Genomic DNA, 18,874 nt, shown 5'->3' with positions numbered 1-18,874 from the left:
CCATCAGGTGATGACGCTCGGCCCCTTGCGCCCCGTATGCGCGCGAATGCCGGCAATATCATCGGCGGCACCGAGCAGATCGGCAAGCGCTTCCTGCGTATCGAGATCATGACGCTTCGGATCGGGCTCATAGCGCTCGACATAGAGCCGCAGCGTCGCGCCCGAGGTGCCTGTGCCCGACAGGCGAATTACCGCGCGCGAGCCGCCTTCGAACAGGATGCGGATGCCCTGGTTCTTGCTGACCGAGCCGTCGACCGGATCGTGATAGGCGAAATCGTCGGCCTTCTCGATCTTCAGGCCGCGCACCGTCGTACCAGGCAGGCTCGCCAGCTTGGCGCGCAACTCGTCCACCAGCGCATTGGCCTTGTCGGACTCGACTTCCTCATAGTCATGGCGCGAATAGTAATTCCGGCCATAGGTCGCCCAATGCTTGGTGGCGATGTCCTTGGCGCTCTCACCGCGCACCGCCAGGATGTTCAGCCACAGCAGCACCGCCCAGAGCCCGTCCTTTTCGCGCACATGGTCGGAGCCGGTGCCTGCACTTTCCTCGCCGCAGATCGTCGCCATGCCGGCATCGAGCAGATTGCCGAAGAACTTCCAGCCGGTCGGCGTCTCATACATGCCGACGCCGAGCTTTTCGGCAACGCGGTCGGCCGCACCGCTGGTCGGCATGGAGCGCGCGATGCCTTTCAGACCCGCCTTGTAGCCCGGCGCCAGATGCGCATTGGCCGCCAGCATGGCCAGCGAATCCGAAGGCGTGATGAAGATGCCCTTGCCGATGATCAGGTTACGGTCGCCGTCGCCGTCGGACGCCGCGCCGAAATCGGGCGCGTCAGGTCCCATCATCTCATCATAGAGATGCTTGGCGTGAACGAGGTTGGGGTCGGGGTGATGACCGCCGAAATCGGGCAGCGGGTGATAGTTCCGCGCTGTGTGGTCGGGCGCGCCGAGGCGCTTCTCCAGTATTTCCTTGGCGTAGGGCCCGGTCACGGCATGCATGGCGTCGAAACGCATGCGGAAGCCGGACTTGAACAGTTTGCGGATCGCATCAAAATCGAACAGGGTTTCCATCAGCTCGGCATAGTCGGCGACGGGATCGATGACCTCGACAATCATCCCCGCTGCATCAGACTTGCCGATCGTGTCGATATCGACCTTGCCGATATCGGCGATGAGAAAGCGCGAGATCGTCTTCGACTTCTCAAAGATCGCGTCGGTGATCTTTTCGGGTGCCGGGCCGCCATTGCCGATATTGTATTTGATGCCGAAATCCTCGTGCGGGCCGCCGGGATTGTGGCTGGCCGACAGGATCAACCCGCCGAATGCTTTGTATTTGCGGATGACGTGCGAGGCGGCCGGCGTCGACAGGATACCGCCCTGCCCGACCATAACCTTGCCGAAGCCGTTGGCAGCGGCCATGGCAATCGCCGTCTGGATGACCTCGCGGTTGAAGTAGCGGCCGTCACCGCCGATCACCAGCGTCTTGCCCTGAAACCCTTCCAGCGAATCGAACACCGACTGGATGAAATTCTCGGCATAATGCGGCTGCTGGAACACCGGCACCTTCTTGCGCAGGCCGGATGTGCCGGGTTTCTGGTCGGCGAAAGGTTTTGTCGCGACAGTTGTCGTCATGCGTCAGGCAGTCCTTTTGGAAGTCAACGATCGATAGAGCTGAACGTATTTCTGCGCGCTTCGATCCCAGGAAACATCGGCTTTCATGCCCTGCCGCTGGATCGAGGACCAGAGCGCAGGCTCGGCATAGTTTGCTACCGCGCGGCGAATAGCATGTCGGAATGCGTCGCCGCTTTCCGGCTCGAACAGGAAGCCTGTTGCCACGCCAGCCGCAAGTGCTGCCTCATTGGCGTCGATGATCGTGTCGGCAAGGCCGCCGGTGCGGGCAACGATGGGCACACAGCCATAGCGCAGGCCGTAAAGCTGGGTCAGGCCGCAGGGCTCGAAACGCGACGGAATGAGGATCGCATCGCAGCCGCCCTGCATCAGATGCGACAGCCCCTCGTCATAGCCGACAACGACGCCGACCCGCCCACGATGGCGCGCGGCACCCCCCAGCAATGCGCCCTCGAGCCCCTGATCGCCCGAGCCGAGCACGGCAAGCCGCGCGCCGGAGGCGATGAGATCATCCAGCGTCGACGTCAGCACGTCCATGCCCTTCTGCCAGGTCAGCCGGCTGACCACGCAGAGGATCGGACTGTTGTCATGATCGAGGTTGAAGCGTTCTTCCACCGCGCGTTTGTTGGCGGCGCGAGCCTTCAGCGTTTTCGCGGTGTAGGTCGCGGCTAGATGATGGTCGGTCGCCGGGTTCCAGACATCGGTGTCGATGCCGTTGACGATGCCGTGCAGGTCGCCGGCGCGCAGATTGATCAGCCCGTCCAGCCCCATGCCGAAAGCCGGCGAGCGAATTTCCTGGGCATAGGTCGGGCTGACCGTGGTGACCGCCCAAGCGGCCTGAAGACCCGCCTTGAGAAAACCGACGCCGCCATAATATTCGACGCCGTCGAGCGACATGGCGTTGGCTGGCAGACCGAGCTGCGGAAAGATCGATGCCGCAAAGCTGCCCTGAAAGGCGAGGTTGTGGACGGTGATGACCGAGGGAACGCCACTTGCCTTGCCGTAGCGCATATAGGCCAGCGTCATCGCCGACTGCCAGTCATGGGCATGCACGATATCCGGCGCGTAACCCGGGATCGCACCCGCTGCGATATCGGCGCCGACCTGGCTCAATGCCGCGAATCTTCGCCAGTTGTCCGGCCAGTCCGCGCCGGTCGCGTCACCGTAAGGCCCGCCGACACGGTCGAACAGATGCGGTGCGTCCAGCACGAGAAGATCGAGGCCGAGAATGGTCGCGGCATGCACCGAAGCCTTGCCGCCATGTAGCTCCGGGTAGGCCAGCAGAGCCTTTTTCTTCTTGAAGGTGCCCATCACCGCCGGATAGCCGGGCACCAGCGTGCGCACAGCAACGCCCTGCTCCGCCAGCGCCAGCGGCAGCGCGCCCGTCACGTCGGCAAGCCCGCCGGTTTTGACCAGCGGAAAAATCTCCGGCGTGACGGAAAGCACCTGCATGCGAATACCCTAGGTTTCGAGCCTGTCGATCATGTCCTGCGTTATCAGGCAAATGCCTTTTTCCGACACTCTGAAACGTTTTGCGTCAAGCACCGGATCCTCGCCGACAACGAGCCCTTCGGGAATTTCCACGCCGTGATCGAGGACGACCCGCTTCAGATGGGCGTTTCTGCCAACCTTGCAGTCGGGCAGCATCACCACATCGTCGAGCGTGGAATAGGAACTGATCCGGGCCCCGGTGAAAATGAGGCTTCGGCGCAGCGTAGCGCCCGATACGATGCAATCGCCCGAGATCAGCGAAGATATCGCCGAACCACGCCGGCCATCCTGATCGTGGACGAACTTTGCCGGCGGTTTCAACTCGGCATAGGTCCAGATTGGCCAGTCGCGATCGTAGAGATCGAGTTCAGGCGTGATGTCGGTCAGGTCGATATTGGCTTCCCAATAGGCGTCGATGGTTCCGACGTCGCGCCAGTAGGATTGCGTTTCCGCCGACGACCGCACGCAGGATTTGTTGAAGCGATGCGCGACCGCCTTACCGTGCTGGACGATATAGGGAATGATGTCCTTGCCGAAGTCACGGCTGGAATCCGGATCGTTGGCGTCGCGCCGCAACTGATCCAGCAGGAATTTCGTCTTGAAGACATAGATGCCCATCGAGGCGAGCGCGAAATCCGGCTTGTCGGGAATGCCGGGCGGGTCGGCCGGTTTCTCGATGAAGGAGATGATGTTGTCCTTCTCGTCGACATGCATGACGCCGAAGCCGACCGCTTCCATGCGCGGCACTTCAAGGCAGCCGATGGTCACGTCCGCCTTGGCGTCGACATGCTGGCGCAGCATCAGTTCGTAATCCATCTTGTAGATGTGGTCGCCGGCCAGGATGACCATGTATTCCGGTCCGTAGGGCTCGATGATATCGATGTTCTGGTAGACCGCGTCGGCCGTCCCCTCATACCACTGGGTTTCCGAGACGCGCTGGCTCGCCGGCAGAATGTCGAAGCTTTCGTTTCGCTCCGGCCGGAAGAAGTTCCAGCCCCGCTGCAGATGCCTGATCAGCGAATGCGCCTTGTATTGCGTGGCAACGCCAATGCGGCGGATGCCGGAATTCAGCGCGTTGGAAAGCGCGAAATCGATGATGCGCGTCTTGCCGCCGAAATAGACCGCGGGCTTTGCCCGCCGGTCGGTCAGCTCCTTGAGCCGGCTACCCCTGCCGCCGGCCAGCACATAGGCCATGGCATCACGCGCCAGCGGTTGAGGTCTTTTCGTATCCATGGCAACCCTCCCAAGTCACTAGTCTAAAACAAGCTCAAGCATAACTGTCGCCAGCGGCGGCAGAAGCATCGTGGCGTGAACGGCACCGTCCTTGCCGGCAACGGCCTCGACCAGGCCGCCATTGCCTTTGCCCGAACCGCCATAATCGGATGCGTCGGTGTTCATCACCTCGCGCCACTTGCCTGCCGTCGGCAACGGCACGCGGTAATCGTCGCGCGCAACCGGCGTGAAATTGGTGATGACGGCGATCGGCGCGCCGCCGGGTGCGTTGCGCAGCCAGGCGAAGACTGAATTAGCGCTGTCGTCGGCAATCAGCCAGGAAAAGCCTTCCGGCTCGCAGTCGCGCGCATGCAAAGCGGGCCGCGAGCGGTAGAGATAGTTGAGGTCGCGGATGAGCTGGCGCACGCGGCGATGCGGAAGATGGTCGAGCAGGTGCCAGTCGAGCTGGCGTTCCTCGCTCCATTCGTCGCGCTGGGCGAACTCCTGCCCCATGAACAACAGCTTCTTGCCGGGGTAGCCCCACATGAAGGCGTAGTAGGCGCGCAAGGTCGCGAATTTCTGCCAGTCGTCGCCGGCCATCTTGGTCAGCAGCGTGCCTTTGCCGTGCACGACTTCGTCATGCGACAGCGGCAGCACGAAATTCTCGCTGAAGGCATAGACCAGCCCGAAGGTGATCTCGCCGTGGTGGTGTTTGCGGTAGATCGGCTCCTTGGCAAGATACTCCAGCGTATCGTTCATGAAGCCCATGTTCCATTTGAAGCCGAAGCCAAGCCCGCCTTCATGCACCGGCTGCGAAACCTTCGGCCAGGAGGTCGATTCCTCGGCGATGGTAATGACGCCGGGATGCGTGCCATAGACCGCGATGTTCATTTTCTGAAGGAAGCTGACGGCCTCCAGATTCTCCCGCCCGCCACGCTCGTTGGGTATCCATTCGCCGGCCTTGCGCGAATAGTCGAGGTAGAGCATCGACGCCACCGCATCGACGCGCAGCCCGTCGAGATGGTATTTTTCGGCCCAGAACAGCGCGTTGTTGACCAAGTAGGACACGACCTCGCGGCGACCGAAATTGTAGATCGCCGTGTTCCAGTCCGGGTGAAAGCCTTTGCGCGGATCGGCGTGCTCATAGAGCGCCGTGCCATCGAAATGCGCCAGCCCATGGGCATCAACCGGAAAATGCGCCGGCACCCAGTCGAGGATGACGCCGACGCCGGCGCGATGCGCGCCATCGACAAAGCGGGCAAAGCCTTCGGGGTCACCGAAGCGTGCAGTCGGCGCATAAAGCCCGGTTGTCTGGTATCCCCATGAAGGATCGTAGGGATGCTCGGTGATCGGCATGAATTCGATATGGGTAAAACCGGTGTCGACGACATAGGGGATCAGGCGGTCGGCAAGCTCGTCCCATGACAGGAAAGAACCGTCGTCGCGGCGCTGCCACGAGCCGGCGTGGACTTCGTAGATCGAGATCGGCTCGCGGCGCGGATCTACATTTCGCCAGTGCTTCCTGTGCGCTTCATCGCCCCATTCATGGGCGAGCGGCGCAGCGGTGACCGAAGCCGTCGCGGGGCGCAATTCCGAGCGGAAGGCGAACGGATCGGCCTTCAGCGGCAGGTTCTCTCCCTTCGGGCCGATGATCTCGAACTTGTAGGAACGCCCGGCCTCGATATCGGGAATGAAAATTTCCCAGATGCCGATGTCCTGGCGAAGCCGCATGGCATGGCGGCGGCCATCCCATTCGTTGAAATCGCCGACAACCGAGACGCGCCGGGCATTGGGCGCCCAGACCGCGAAATGCACGCCCGACGCCCCTTCGTGCCACAGAAGATGCGCGCCGAGCTTGTCGAAAAGCCTGAGATGCGAGCCCTCGGCGATGAAATAATCATCCATCGGCCCCAGCACCGGGCCGAATGTGTAGGGATCGGTCAGCCACCACTCGCCGCCGGCATTGCGGGCGCGGTACTTCAGCGGCTGGCGCTTGCGGATGGAAAGCTTGCCTTCGAAGAAGCCGCCATCGTGCCGGCGTGTCAGCTCGCCAACCTCCTTGCCGGCCAGCGTGAAGGCAGCGACGAATTCGGCATGCGGCACGAAGCAGCGGGCGACAAAACCCTTTTCTGCTTCCTGGATGCCGAGAACGGCGAAGGGATTGCCATGAGTGCCCGCCACGATCGCCGCGACATCACTGTCCGAGGCAGTATCGGGCAGCTTATTCGTCGCGGCTTTGGCGCGCGGCTTGTTCATGTTCTCAGGTTCCCTCCCACTGCTCTTCCGGCAGCTTCATGCAATCACATCATGCAGGCACGTTCCAGATTTCATTGGCATATTGGCGAATGGTGCGGTCGGACGAGAACCAGCCCATCCGCGCGACATTGTGGATTGCCTTGGCGTGCCATTCCGGGCTGTTGCGCCAGACGGCATCGACCTGCCGCTGCGCTGCCGCATAGGCGTCGAAATCGGCGGCGACCATGAACCAGTCATGCTCGTAGAGCCCCGACATCAGCTCGCGGTAGCGGTTGGGATCGTCAGGTGAAAACACGCCGGACGAGATCGCGGCGAGCGCCTGCGACAGTTCGGGCGAGGCTTCGATCACTGCACGCGGATTGTAGCCTTCAGCGCGGCGCTCAGCGACCTGCTCGGTGGTCAGGCCGAAGATGAAGATGTTGTCGTCGCCGACCTGTTCCTTGATTTCGACATTGGCGCCGTCGAGCGTGCCGATGGTCAGCGCGCCATTCAGCGCGAACTTCATGTTGCCTGTGCCCGAGGCTTCCATGCCGGCCGTGGAAATCTGCTCGGAAAGGTCGGCGGCCGGCATCATGATCTCGGCCGTGCTGACATTGTAGTTCGGCACGAACACGATCTTCAGCAGCCCGCCGACCGCCGGATCGCGGTTGATGACCTTGGCAACGTCATTGGCCAGTTTGATGATCAGCTTGGCGTTGTGGTAGCTGGGTGCAGCCTTGCCGCCGAAGAACTTTACGCGCGGCATCCAGTCCCGTTCGGGATGCGAGCGGATCTGGTCATAGAGCGCCACCGCCTCGATGATGTTCAGAAGCTGGCGCTTGTATTCGTGGATGCGCTTGATCTGGATATCGAACATGGCAGAGGGATCGACCTTTATCCCCTGCCGTTCCAGCACCAGAGAAGCCAGGCGCTCCTTGTTGGCGCGCTTCACGCCGGCGAATTTTTCGCGGAATGCAGCGTCGTCGGCCAGCGCGTCGAGGTCCTTCAACGCGTTGATATCGTCGAGGAACCTGTCGCCGATCGCCTCGCGTATCAGCCCCGTCAGCCCCGGATTGCACTGGATGAGCCAGCGGCGCGGCGTGATGCCGTTGGTCTTGTTGTTGATACGGTCCGGGTAGAGCTGGTGAAGGTCGGCGAACACCGTCTCCTTCATCAATTCGGTATGAAGCGCCGACACGCCGTTGATCGAATGCGAGCCGGCGAAGGCGAGATTGCCCATGCGCACGCGGCGCTCGCCATTCTCCTCGATCAGCGAGATGCGGCTGATCTGCTCGCCGTCGAAATCCGCTTTCGCCCGCGCTTCCAGCAGGATCTGCGCGTTGATCGCGTAGACGATCTGCATGTGGCGCGGCAGCAGGCGTTCAAACAGCGGCACCGGCCAGCTTTCCAGCGCCTCGGGCAGCAGCGTGTGGTTTGTGTAGGCGAAGGTGCGCTTGGTGATGTCCCAGGCGGCGTCGAAATCGATGCCGTGAACATCCATCAGAAGCCGCAGCAGTTCCGCCACGGCGACCGCCGGATGCGTATCGTTGAGATGGATCGCCGCCTTGTCGGGCAGCGAATGCAGCTCGCCATACTGGCTGAGATGGCGCTGGATGATGTCCTGCAGCGAGGCGGTGGAGAAGAAATACTCCTGCCGCAGCCGTAGTTCCTGGCCGGCCGGGCTGGAATCCGCAGGGTAAAGCACGCGCGACAGCGCATCCGCCTTGTTGCTCTCGCGCAGTGCGCCGATATGGTCGCCGGCGTTGAATGTGTCGAGCAGGATCGGATCGACCGGCATGCCAGACCAGAGCCTCAGCGTATTGACGCGGTTTCCGCGCCAGCCGACCACAGGCGTGTCGTAGGCGACAGCCAGAATACGCTCCTGCGGGCGCCAGACGTGGCGCTCCAACCGTCCATCCTTTGTGGTGATGGACTCGACCGCCCCGCCGAAACCGACCTCGAAAGAACGCTCCCGGCGCTCGAATTCCCAGGGATTGCCGTGGTCGAGCCAGGTTTCAGGCAGTTCGACCTGCCAGCCGTCGTGGATTTCCTGGCGGAACATGCCGTTGACATAGCGGATGCCATAGCCGTGCGCGGGCACGTCCACTGTCGCCATGCTCTCCATGAAGCAGGCTGCAAGCCGGCCAAGGCCGCCATTGCCGAGTGCTGCGTCAGGCTCCAACGCGGAGATGACAACGAGTTCGACACCCAGCGAGCCAAGCGCGTCGCGCATGCTCTCCATCATGCCGAGATTGGTGAAGGCGTCGCGCATAAGCCTGCCGATCAGGAACTCGAGCGACAGGTAGTAGACGCGCTTGGCGCCTTCGTCATAGGCTTCCTTGGTCGCCTTGACCCATTGGTCGATGATGCGGTCGCGCACCACCAGAATGGAAGCGGTCAGCCAATCGAATTGGGTTGCGACCGACTCGTCCTTGCCGACCCTGTATCGCAGGGCTTTCAGAATCTCTGCGGCAAGGGCCTTGGGGTCGGAATTTTCCAAAATTGGCCGTGGGAGCTCGGATGTGGATGCAAGCGTCATATCGCCTCTAGAGCGTTATCGGTAGCCCGTCTTTACGGCAGGGTCCCAGCATCCTCCCGCAATCAATCTAGTCGATCCGTCAGGATTTTCAATCGATTCAAAGCGCCGCGCGGATTTTACGCAGCCAGCGCTTCTTCCGGCGGGGCTTTTGCCCCCGTCATGAAGGCAACCGCATCCGACATCGTATAATCCTTGGGATCGATGACGCAGAGACGACGGCCAAGCCGGTGAATGTGGATGCGGTCGGCAACCTCGAAGACATGCGGCATGTTGTGCGAGATCAGGACGATCGGAATACCGCGCCGCTTCACGTCAAGAATGAGTTCCAGCACGCGCCGCGATTCCTTGACGCCAAGCGCTGCCGTCGGTTCATCCAGGATGATGACCTTGGAGCCGAAGGCCGCCGCACGGGCCACGGCCACGCCCTGGCGCTGACCGCCGGAGAGCGTTTCCACCGCCTGGCCGATATTCTGGATCGTCATCAGGCCGAGTTCCGTCAGCTTGTCGCGGGCGCGCTTTTCCATCGCCGGGCGATCGAGCATGCGCAGCCACTGGCCCATGAAACCCGGCTTGCGGATTTCGCGACCCAGAAACATGTTGTCGGCAATCGACAGGGCCGGCGAAAGCGCAAGGTTCTGATAGACGGTCTCGATGCCGGCATCACGCGCCTCCATCGGCGACTTGAAGGCGATGGGCTTGCCTTCGAGCCGGATCTCGCCTTCGTCGGGATTCACGGCACCGGATATCGCCTTGATCAACGAGGATTTGCCGGCGCCGTTATCGCCGATCACGGCAAGAATCTCGCCGGGATAGAGGTCGAAATCGGCTTGGTTTAGCGCGGTCACGCGGCCATAGCGCTTGACCAGTCCGCGGGCGGTGAGAAGCGGTTGAGTGGCCATGTTAACCCGAAACCTTCCTGATCCATTGATCGATGCCGACAGCGCCGATAATCAGCATGCCGGTCAGCAGGACTTTCCATTGCGGGTCCGCGCCGAGCATATTGAGACCCATGGACACGACGCCGACGATCATCGCGCCGAACAGCGTGCCGAGGATTGAGCCGCGTCCGCCGAACAGCGAGATGCCGCCGATAACCGTCGCGGTGATTGCCTGCAGATTGTAGTCGGTGACTGCAGCTGACGGCGATATGGAGCCGTTGCGGCCGATGGAGACCCAGGCGGCAAAGGCAGCGATCAAGCCGGCCAGCGCATAGACCGCCATCAGAACCTTCTTGGTCTGGATGCCCGAAAGCTTCGCCGCCTCCGGATCATCGCCGACCGCATAGACATGCCGTCCCCACGCCGTGTGGTTCAGCACGTACCAAAGCACCAGCACCAGAACCACCATCGCGATCACGCCAAGTGTCAAAACCGCGGTCCCGACTTTGAAGTTGACGCCAAAAAGGTGAAGCAGCGGCGCCTGCGCTGCCACGTCCGCGTCCCGGATCGTCTGATTGGCCGAATAGATGAAATTCGTGGCCATCACGATGTTCCAGGTGCCGAGCGTGACGATGAAGGGCGGCAGTTTCATATACGCGACGAGCGCGCCATTCAGCAGGCCGCAAAGCATACCCACGCCGAGGCCGATCGCAACCGCAAGCGGCGTCGGAAGGCCGTAGGTCACGGCGCAATTGCCCATGACCACGGCGGAGAAAACCATGATGACGCCGATCGAGAGATCGATGCCGGCAGTCAGGATCACCAGTGTCTGCGCGGCGCCCAATATGCCGACGATAGCGATCTGCTGGAGGATGAGCGTGAGCGTGTAGGATGAAAAGAAGCGTCCGCCTATCGCGATGCCGAAAATGGCTACGGACAGGATGAGAACGATCAGCGGCACAGCCGCCGGGGTCGAATGCAGAAAGTGCTGGATGCGCTTCAGCACCGAAACGCCATGATCCTCGAAAGAGGCGACATTGGTGTCGCTGCTCGAGAGAACCTTTTCGAATTCCTGGGCTTGAGCCATTTGTTCCTCCCACCTGCGTCAAGAAATGCGCAGGAGTTTTCGCTGAGCGCGCATCGGTCTGCGCCGGATTAGGGAGCGCGCTCGGCGCTCCCATCGTCCGCCCAATCCGGCCGGTGATCAAGTCCCGGCCGGTATCCAAAGAAAGGTTCAGGCCGCAATCAGCCCCAGCACTTGGCCGTGCCTTCTTTCGTATCGATCGACTTGACGCCCTCGGCGGGCTTGTCGGTCACCAGATTGACGCCTGTGTCGAAGAATTCCTTGCCCTCGGTGGGCTTGGGCTTGGTGCCATCCTTGGCGAAGTTGGCGATCGCCTCGATGCCGAGTGCAGCCATCTGCAACGGATATTGCTGCGATGTGGCTCCGATCACGCCTTCGGCCACGGACTTCACGCCCGGGCAGCCGCCATCGACGGAGACGATCAGGACATTGCCTTCCATGCCGACAGCCTTGAGCGCCTGATAGGCGCCGACTGCGGCAGGTTCGTTGATCGTGTGGATGACGTTGATCGACGGGTCCTTCTGGAGAAGGTTTTCCATCGCCTTGCGGCCACCCTCTTCATTGCCGTTGGTCACGTCGTGGCCGACGATGCGCGCATCGTCCTCATCGCCGATCTTGGCCGGGTCTTTCGGGTCGATACCGAAGCCGATCATGAAGCCCTGGTCGCGAAGCACGTCGACGGAGGGCTGCGAAGGCGTCAGGTCGAGGAAGCCGATCTTGGCATCCTTGGCTTTGTCGCCGAGTGTCGCTGCAGCCCAGGCGCCGATCAGCTTTCCAGCCTCGAGATTGTCCGTGGCGAATGTGGCGTCGGCGGCATCGAGCGGGTCCAGCGGCGTGTCGAGCGCGATCACCAGCAGTCCGGCATCGCGGGCTTTCTTGACCGAGGGCACGATGCCTGCGGTATCGGACGCTGCAATCAGGATGCCCTTGGCGCCGTCGGCGATGCAGCTTTCGATCGCCGCAACCTGGCTTTCGGAGTCGCCGTCGATCTTGCCGGCGTAGCTTTTCAGATTGACACCCAGTTCCTTGGCCTTGGCCGTGGCGCCTTCCTTCATCTTGACGAAGAATGGGTTGGTGTCGGTCTTGGTGATCAGGCAGGCGCTTACGTCGGCGGCCGACGCAGGTGCTGCGAAAGTCATGAGCGCGGCAGCGGCAGCGCCGAAAACGGTCGACTTCAAGAATGCGATCTTGGTCACGGTATTCCTCCCAGTAAGAACAAACCAATGCCGTTTGGACATCGTCACACAGACGCCGAGGCACCTTGTCCCGCCCCGATCATCTGCCGCTAGAAAACATCAGCCAAACCGATCTGTCAATAATTAAATCACTCTTATTTATTATTGACAAAAGGGCCTTGCCTTGCGCATTGTTTCTGCAAAAAGACATCAGGAATGACGGGAGGAAGATGGGTGGAGACTGGCGACCCCGGGCGCAATTCGCCCCTTTTGGCTGACAGCCATTTTCATCGCGGCACGAACCAGAGCGGCATGCGCGATCACAACGAGCGGCTGGTGCTTTCGCTCGTGCGCCAGCATGGCAGCCTCGCCAAAACCGACATTGCCCGCATGACGCGACTGTCGGCGCAGACCGTGTCGGTAATCATGCGCGAACTGGAAGAGGACGGGCTACTGCTGCGGCAGGAACCCATTCGCGGCAAGATCGGTCAGCCCTCTATCCCGATGGCACTGAACCCGGAGGGCGCATATTTTCTCGGGCTGAAAATCGGGCGGCGCAGCGCCGAACTGGTGCTGATCGACTTTCTCGGCAATATCCGGTCGATGCGCCAGCACTCCTACCGTTATCCGGCTCCGCGCGAGACAGTGCAGTTCGCCATGACAGGCATTGCCGAGATGCGCGCAAGTCTTGACCCCAAGCAGGACCGGCGAGTCGCCGGCCTCGGCATCGCCATGCCTTTCGAATTGTGGAACTGGGCCGACACCGCCGGCGCGCCGCGCGAGATCATGGACGAATGGCGCCGCTGCGACATCCGTGCCGAAATCCAGGCGCAATGCGGCTTTCCGGTCTATCTGCAGAACGATGCGACATCGGCCTGCGGCGCGGAACTGGTGTTCGGGCATACAGGTGGCCTTCGAGATTTCATCTATTTCTACATCGGAGCCTTCGCCGGCGGCGGTATCGTCCTCAACGGCGCGCTCTATGGCGGGCGCACGGGCAATGCCGGCGCTCTGGGCTCGATGCCTATTCCCAACCCCGGCGGCCGTGCCACCCAGCTCATCAATGTCGCGTCCATCGCCATACTTGAGAAGGCGCTGCTTGCGCGCGATGTCGATGCTTCCTTCCTGTGGACATCGCCCAATGACTGGGGCGATATCGGCGCCGAGCTCGACCAGTGGATCGCCAGCGCCGCCGATGCGCTGGCCTATACGATCGTCTCGTCTTCCGCCGTCATCGATTTCGAGGCCGCGGTGATCGACGGCTGGATGCCGACTGCGGTCAGGAAGCGGCTGGTCGATGCGGTCAGGCAGGCGCTTTCCGAGATCAATGTCGAGGGCTTGCAGGTTCCCGATATCCGCGAGGGAACGGTGGGCATCAACGCCCGCGCGCTTGGCGGCGCCAGCCTGCCGCTTTCCGAGCGCTTTCTCGTCGGCGCAGCCACCACTTCATCGAAGGGCGCGTGACGAGATGCCACCCCGCCTCCCCCATCTTGCGGTTGATGCGCACCGGGCTTATTCCGGCGCTCTCGGCCATAACCACTTCTTTTACTGACAAGCGAGAAAACGAGCATGATCCTGTGTTGCGGCGAAGCCCTGATCGACATGCTGCCGCGTGAAAGCACGGCCGGCGAGCCGTCCTTCGCGCCCTATGCCGGCGGCGCCGTCTTCAACTCGGCCATCGCACTCGGGCGGCTTGGCGTTCCGGTCGAATTCTTCTCGGGCCTGTCGTCGGACCTTTTCGGCCAGCAGATCCGCGACGTACTGGCATCGAGCAATGTCGGCTCGCGCTATGCCGACGTCTCTTCGCGCCCGACAACGCTTGCCTTCGTCCGTCTCGCCGACGGCCACGCCACCTACACCTTCTATGACGAGAACACCGCCGGCCGGATGCTGACGGAGGCCGATCTTCCGGTATTTGAAGACGATATAGACGCCATGCTGTTCGGCGCGATCAGCCTGATACCCGAGCCTTCCGGTTCCGCCTACGAGGCGCTGATGCGCCGCGAGCACGATCGCCGCGTGACGATGCTCGACCCCAACATCCGCCCCGGCTTCATTCCCGACAAGGAAAAGCATCTCGACCGTATCCGCCGCATGATGGCGATGGCTGATATCGTTAAGCTGTCCGACGAAGATCTTTCGTGGTTCGGGCATGAAGGACCGCAGGAGGACCTTATCCACGACTGGCTGCAAAGCGGCCCGAAGCTCATCGTGGTGACGCGCGGAGCCGAAGGCGCGACCGGCTACACCAAGCGCCACACCGTTTCGGTGAAGCCGAACCGCGTCACTGTGGTCGATACGGTCGGGGCCGGCGACACTTTCAACGCCGGCATCCTTGCCTCGCTCCATGATCAAGGCGTGCTGACCAAGGACGGGTTGGAAGAGCTTTCGGACACCGCAATTCACGAGGCGTTGACGCTTGGCTCCAAAGCTGCGGCGATTACGGTTTCCCGTGCAGGCGCGAACCCACCCTGGCGGCATGAGATCGAATAGGCCTGCGGGTCCGATCACATTATATTTCGCCTTAGCGTAAAAGAGCCCGGCTCAAGCCTGCCGAACGGCAATTGCTGCCTCATTTCCGGTCACTTTGTCGGCAAAATTCGTTGCCGCCGGTAACGAGCCTGCACCGTCCGCCGGGCAGCCATGCGCGAGCCAATCTTTCTCGCCCGGTTCAACTCTGCTATCAGCCGCCCTATATCCCGAAAAACAGGACTTCGGAGCACCTATGCAATTCATCGATCTCGGCGCGCAGCGCGACAGAATCCGCGACCGTCTGGACGCCGCCATCGACCGTGTCGTCGATGAGGGCAAATATATCCTCGGACCGCAGGTCACCGAATTCGAGCAGAAGCTTGCGGCTTACGTCGGCGTGAAGAACGTTGTCGCCTGCGCCAATGGCACCGACGCGCTGCTTCTTCCCCTGCTCGCCTCCGGTATTGGCCCCGGCGACGCAGTGTTCGTGCCGAGCTTCACCTTCGCCGCCACGGCCGAAGTCGTAGCACTGGCAAAGGCCGAACCGGTGTTCATCGATGTCGATGCCGAGACCTACAACATCGACATTGCCAGCCTTGAAGCTGCAATCGCCATGATCAAGGCTGAAGGCCGTCTCAAGCCGCGCGCCATCATCCCGGTCGATCTGTTCGGGCTTGGCGCCGATTACGCGGCAATCGCCGAGATCGCCGAGCGCGAGAACCTGCTGGTGATCGAAGACGCCGCCCAGGCCATCGGCGGCTCAATCGACGGCAAGATGTGCGCTTCCTTCGGCAAGGTCGCCTCGACCAGCTTCTACCCCGCCAAGCCGCTCGGCTGCTATGGCGACGGCGGCGCGATGTTCACCAATGACGACGAGTTTGCCGCGCGCCTGCGCTCCTTCGCCTTCCACGGCAAGGGCGAGACCCAGTATGACAACGTCCATGTCGGCTTGAATTCGCGCCTCGACACACTGCAGGCGGCGATCCTGATCGAGAAGCTGGCCATCCTCGAAGACGAGATGATTGCCCGCCAGAAGGTCGCCCAGCGCTATCGTGATGGCCTGCACAATGTCGTTAAGGTCGCCCACGTCCCGCAAGGCCACCGCTCGGCCTGGGCGCAATACGCCATCGAGACCCCGCACCGCGACGCGCTGAAAGCGCATCTGCAGGAAAAGGGCATTCCGTCGGTGATCTATTACGTGAAGCCGCTGCATCAGCAGGTGGCTTACAGGGATTATCCAGTTGCCCCCGGCGGCCTGCCGGTGTCGGAAGCGCTGCCCACGCGCATCCTGTGCCTGCCGATGCACGCCTATCTGTCGGCTGAAGATCAGGACCGCATCATCAGCACGATCAGCGATTTCATCGCCTCGAAATCGGCACAGCACGCGGCCGAGTAATCCGGCCCGCCGGCGCGTTCAGAATAGTGGCGCGCCGGAAACCCGGCCCGTCGCGATGAAGGACGGGTTGGCGAAATCGGCATCATGCGCCTGGTTGCGCTTGCCATAGATCAGCGGCTTGCCGTCGGTGGTCTTGGTGGTGCCGCCGGCGGCACGCAGGATGGCGTCGCCAGCCGCAGTGTCCCATTCCATGGTGCGGCTGAAGCGCGGATAGACATCCGCCTCGCCCGCGGCCAACAGGCAAAACTTTAACGACGAGCCGACCGAGACGATCTCCGCTGCCTCGATCTTGCGGATGAATGCGTCGGTCTCCGGCGTCCGGTGCGAACGGCTGGCGACGATGGTCAATGGCATCTGCCCGTCCCGCACGGCGATCTTACGGCGGCCGGCGATCGTCAGGTCATCGCCGACGGCAATCGTTTCGGCCCTGCCCGGCCGGCCTGAAAAGAACCGCCCGCTGCACGGCGCGTAGACCACGCCGATCTCCGGCACGTCACCGCGTATCAGGGCTATGTTGACGGTGAAATCGGCATTGCCTTTGACGAATTCCTTCGTCCCGTCGAGCGGATCGATCAGGAAGAAGGCACGTCCCAGAGCAGGCGCCTCGATGCCCTCGGAGGCCTCTTCCTCGGCAACACAGGGAATGTCGGGAAATTCGGCGCGCAGCCCTTCGAGAATCAGCTTTTCGGCAGCGCGGTCGGCCTCGGTGACGGGCGAGCAGTCCGCCTTCTCTTCGACGGACATCTTCGAATGGAAGACTTCCATGATGACCCGGCCGGCATCCAGCGCCAGCCGCTCGAAGACAGCTAGGATCGCTTCGTCGTCAGATACCGCCGCCGTCGTCGTATTGTTGATCTGCAATGTCACGCTCACTCAGCCAGCCTTCGAGTACATCTACCATCTCTTCAGGCGTTCTGCCGAGCGTTTGCAAGTGGATTTCCGGCTTTTCCGGTGCTTCGTATGGCGAATCGACACCGGTGAAGTTCTTGATCTCGCCGTTCAACGCGCGTGCATAGAGCCCTTTCGGATCGCGGCTGGCGCATTCCTCGAATGGCGTGTCGACGAACACCTCGACGAATTCACCCTCCTCCAGCAGTTCGCGCGCCAGTTGGCGCTCGGCACGGAACGGCGAGATGAAGGACACCAGCACGACCAGACCGGCGTCGGCCATCAGCTTCGCCACTTCCGCCACGCGGCGGATGTTCTCGACGCGATCGGCCTCGGTGAAGCCGAGATCGCGATTGAGCCCATGACGAACATTGTCGCCGTCGAGGATGTAGGTGTGGCGGCCGGTGGCGTGCAGCTTCTTTTCGAGCAGGTTTGCAATGGTCGATTTGCCGGAGCCTGACAGGCCGGTGAACCACAGCACAGTCGGCTTCTGATGCTTGGCGGCAGCGCGGGAATGCTTCGTCACATCCAGCGACTGCCAGTGGATATTATCGGCGCGGCGCAGCGTGTGCAGGATCATACCGGCGCCGACGGTCGCGTTGGTCAGCCGGTCGATCAGGATGAATGCACCAGTGGTGCGGTTCTCGGCAAAGGTGTCGAAAGCCAGCGGCGACTGGGCCGAAATATTACAGACGCCGACCTCGTTCATCTCGAGCGACTTCGCCGCCTCATGCGCGAAGTCATTGACGTTCAAGCGGTATTTCAAATCGGTGACGGTGGCGTTGGCCTGATCCGTCTCGGTGCGCAGGATGTAGGAACGTCCCGGCAGTAGCGCCTGCTCGTCAAACCAGACGATGTTTGCAGTGAACTGATCGGCCACCTGCGGACGCGCACCCGGTGCGACCAGAAGATTGCCGCGCGAAACCTCGACCTCATCCTCCAGAACGATGGTAACCGCCTGGCCTTCGACGGCCTGCTTCAGGTCGCCACCGCTTGCGACGATGCGCTTGACCTTGGAGAACTTGCCGGACTTGGCGACAACAATCTCGTCACCCTGCGCGATCGAACCGGAGGCGACAGTGCCGGCAAAGCCACGGAAATCCAGATTCGGGCGGTTCACATATTGCACCGGAAAGCGGAACGGCTTCTCAATCGCAGCGCGATCGACGTCCACGGTTTCAAGATGCTCGACCAGCGTCGGTCCGGCATACCAGCCCAGCTTCTCGGAGCGCCGCGTGACGTTGTCGCCATAGCGTGCCGACATCGGGATAGGTGCGATGCTCTCGAAACCGAGATCCTTGGCGAACTCCGAATACTCGGCCACGATCCGCTCGAACACCTTGCGGTCAAAGCCGACCAGATCGATCTTGTTGACCGCCAGCACGATGTGACGAATGCCGAGCAGCGAGGCGATGATGGAATGGCGGCGCGTCTGGCGCAGAACGCCCTGACGCGCATCGATCAGCACGATGGCGAGGTCGGCGGTGGAGGCGCCAGTCGCCATATTGCGCGTGTACTGCTCATGACCCGGCGTGTCGGCAACGATGAACTTGCGCTTGGGCGTGGCGAAGAAGCGGTAGGCAACATCGATGGTGATGCCCTGCTCGCGCTCGGCTTCCAGCCCGTCGACCAGCAGCGCGAAGTCGATATCGTCACCGGTCGTGCCGTGCTTGCGCGAGTCGCGCTCCAGCGTCGCGAGCTGATCCTCGAAAATCTGCTTGGTGTCGGAAAGCAGGCGGCCGATCAGCGTCGACTTGCCGTCATCGACCGATCCGCAGGTTAGGAATCGCAGCAATGACTTCTGTTCCTGGCTTGCCAGGTATTCGCGCACCGTGTCTGTCGCGACGAGATTTTCGGCCATGATGTGGCGCATAC

At 61.8% G+C, this 18,874-nt stretch carries 13 protein-coding genes; 3 read left to right on the top strand and 10 right to left on the bottom strand.

The window, feature by feature from the left end; translation table 11 throughout:
* Positions 1-3: 3 nt before the first annotated feature.
* From BM413_RS13375 to BM413_RS13340, 8 genes are all read right to left on the bottom strand, one after another.
* A complete protein-coding gene (locus BM413_RS13375) occupies positions 4-1,632 on the bottom strand; it encodes an alpha-D-glucose phosphate-specific phosphoglucomutase (protein ID WP_091913834.1) in 1,629 nt (542 codons plus the stop codon).
* A gap of 3 nt (positions 1,633-1,635) precedes the next feature.
* Entirely contained in the window at positions 1,636-3,081 is a 1,446-nt protein-coding gene (gene glgA / locus BM413_RS13370; RefSeq protein ID WP_091913833.1) for a glycogen synthase GlgA, read from the bottom strand.
* Between the two features lie 9 nt (positions 3,082-3,090).
* Positions 3,091-4,353 carry a glucose-1-phosphate adenylyltransferase gene (gene glgC, locus BM413_RS13365; RefSeq protein ID WP_091913832.1) on the bottom strand — a complete coding sequence of 421 codons (1,263 nt, stop codon included), beginning with the start codon at positions 4,351-4,353 and terminating at the stop codon, positions 3,091-3,093.
* Between the two features lie 18 nt (positions 4,354-4,371).
* Positions 4,372-6,588, bottom strand: a complete 2,217-nt coding sequence (glgB, locus tag BM413_RS13360; RefSeq protein WP_091913831.1) for a 1,4-alpha-glucan branching protein GlgB — start codon at positions 6,586-6,588, stop codon at positions 4,372-4,374.
* Positions 6,589-6,637: 49 nt separating this feature from the next.
* Positions 6,638-9,106 carry a glycogen/starch/alpha-glucan phosphorylase gene (locus BM413_RS13355; RefSeq protein ID WP_091913830.1) on the bottom strand — a complete coding sequence of 823 codons (2,469 nt, stop codon included), beginning with the start codon at positions 9,104-9,106 and terminating at the stop codon, positions 6,638-6,640.
* 116 nt (positions 9,107-9,222) lie between these two features.
* Positions 9,223-10,005 carry an ATP-binding cassette domain-containing protein gene (locus tag BM413_RS13350; protein ID WP_091913829.1) on the bottom strand — a complete coding sequence of 261 codons (783 nt, stop codon included), beginning with the start codon at positions 10,003-10,005 and terminating at the stop codon, positions 9,223-9,225.
* 1 nt (position 10,006) lies between these two features.
* Positions 10,007-11,071 carry an ABC transporter permease gene (locus BM413_RS13345; protein WP_091913828.1) on the bottom strand — a complete coding sequence of 355 codons (1,065 nt, stop codon included), beginning with the start codon at positions 11,069-11,071 and terminating at the stop codon, positions 10,007-10,009.
* A gap of 158 nt (positions 11,072-11,229) precedes the next feature.
* Positions 11,230-12,207: a sugar ABC transporter substrate-binding protein gene (locus tag BM413_RS13340; protein ID WP_091914064.1), complete on the bottom strand. Its 978-nt coding sequence runs from the start codon at positions 12,205-12,207 to the stop codon at positions 11,230-11,232.
* A 348-nt stretch (positions 12,208-12,555) separates the two neighbouring features.
* On the opposite strand from BM413_RS13340, the gene BM413_RS13335 reads away from it, so the two are divergent.
* The 3 genes from BM413_RS13335 to BM413_RS13325 all read left to right on the top strand — a co-directional run bounded on the left by BM413_RS13335 (position 12,556) and on the right by BM413_RS13325 (position 16,111).
* Complete coding sequence (locus BM413_RS13335; protein ID WP_091914062.1) at positions 12,556-13,707, top strand: ROK family transcriptional regulator; 1,152 nt, start codon at positions 12,556-12,558, stop codon at positions 13,705-13,707.
* A gap of 105 nt (positions 13,708-13,812) precedes the next feature.
* Positions 13,813-14,736 (top strand): carbohydrate kinase family protein, encoded by a 924-nt coding sequence (locus BM413_RS13330; RefSeq protein ID WP_091913827.1) that lies wholly within the window; start codon positions 13,813-13,815, stop codon positions 14,734-14,736.
* A gap of 232 nt (positions 14,737-14,968) precedes the next feature.
* The gene (locus BM413_RS13325; protein WP_091913826.1) at positions 14,969-16,111 is read left to right on the top strand and encodes a DegT/DnrJ/EryC1/StrS family aminotransferase; all 1,143 of its coding nucleotides are present in this window, start codon (positions 14,969-14,971) and stop codon (positions 16,109-16,111) included.
* 18 nt (positions 16,112-16,129) lie between these two features.
* Here the strand turns inward: BM413_RS13325 and cysQ are convergent, their stop codons facing one another.
* Positions 16,130-16,924 (bottom strand): 3'(2'),5'-bisphosphate nucleotidase CysQ, encoded by a 795-nt coding sequence (cysQ, locus tag BM413_RS13320; RefSeq protein WP_175544323.1) that lies wholly within the window; start codon positions 16,922-16,924, stop codon positions 16,130-16,132.
* Between the two features lie 10 nt (positions 16,925-16,934).
* A complete protein-coding gene (cysN, locus tag BM413_RS13315) occupies positions 16,935-18,872 on the bottom strand; it encodes a sulfate adenylyltransferase subunit CysN (RefSeq protein ID WP_175544322.1) in 1,938 nt (645 codons plus the stop codon).
* Positions 18,873-18,874 lie beyond the last annotated feature (2 nt).

The sequence above is a fragment of the Mesorhizobium sp. YR577 genome, assembly GCF_900116595.1.
Lineage (GTDB): Bacteria > Pseudomonadota > Alphaproteobacteria > Rhizobiales > Rhizobiaceae > Mesorhizobium_M.
This window is presented reverse-complemented; position numbering and strand designations above follow the sequence as displayed.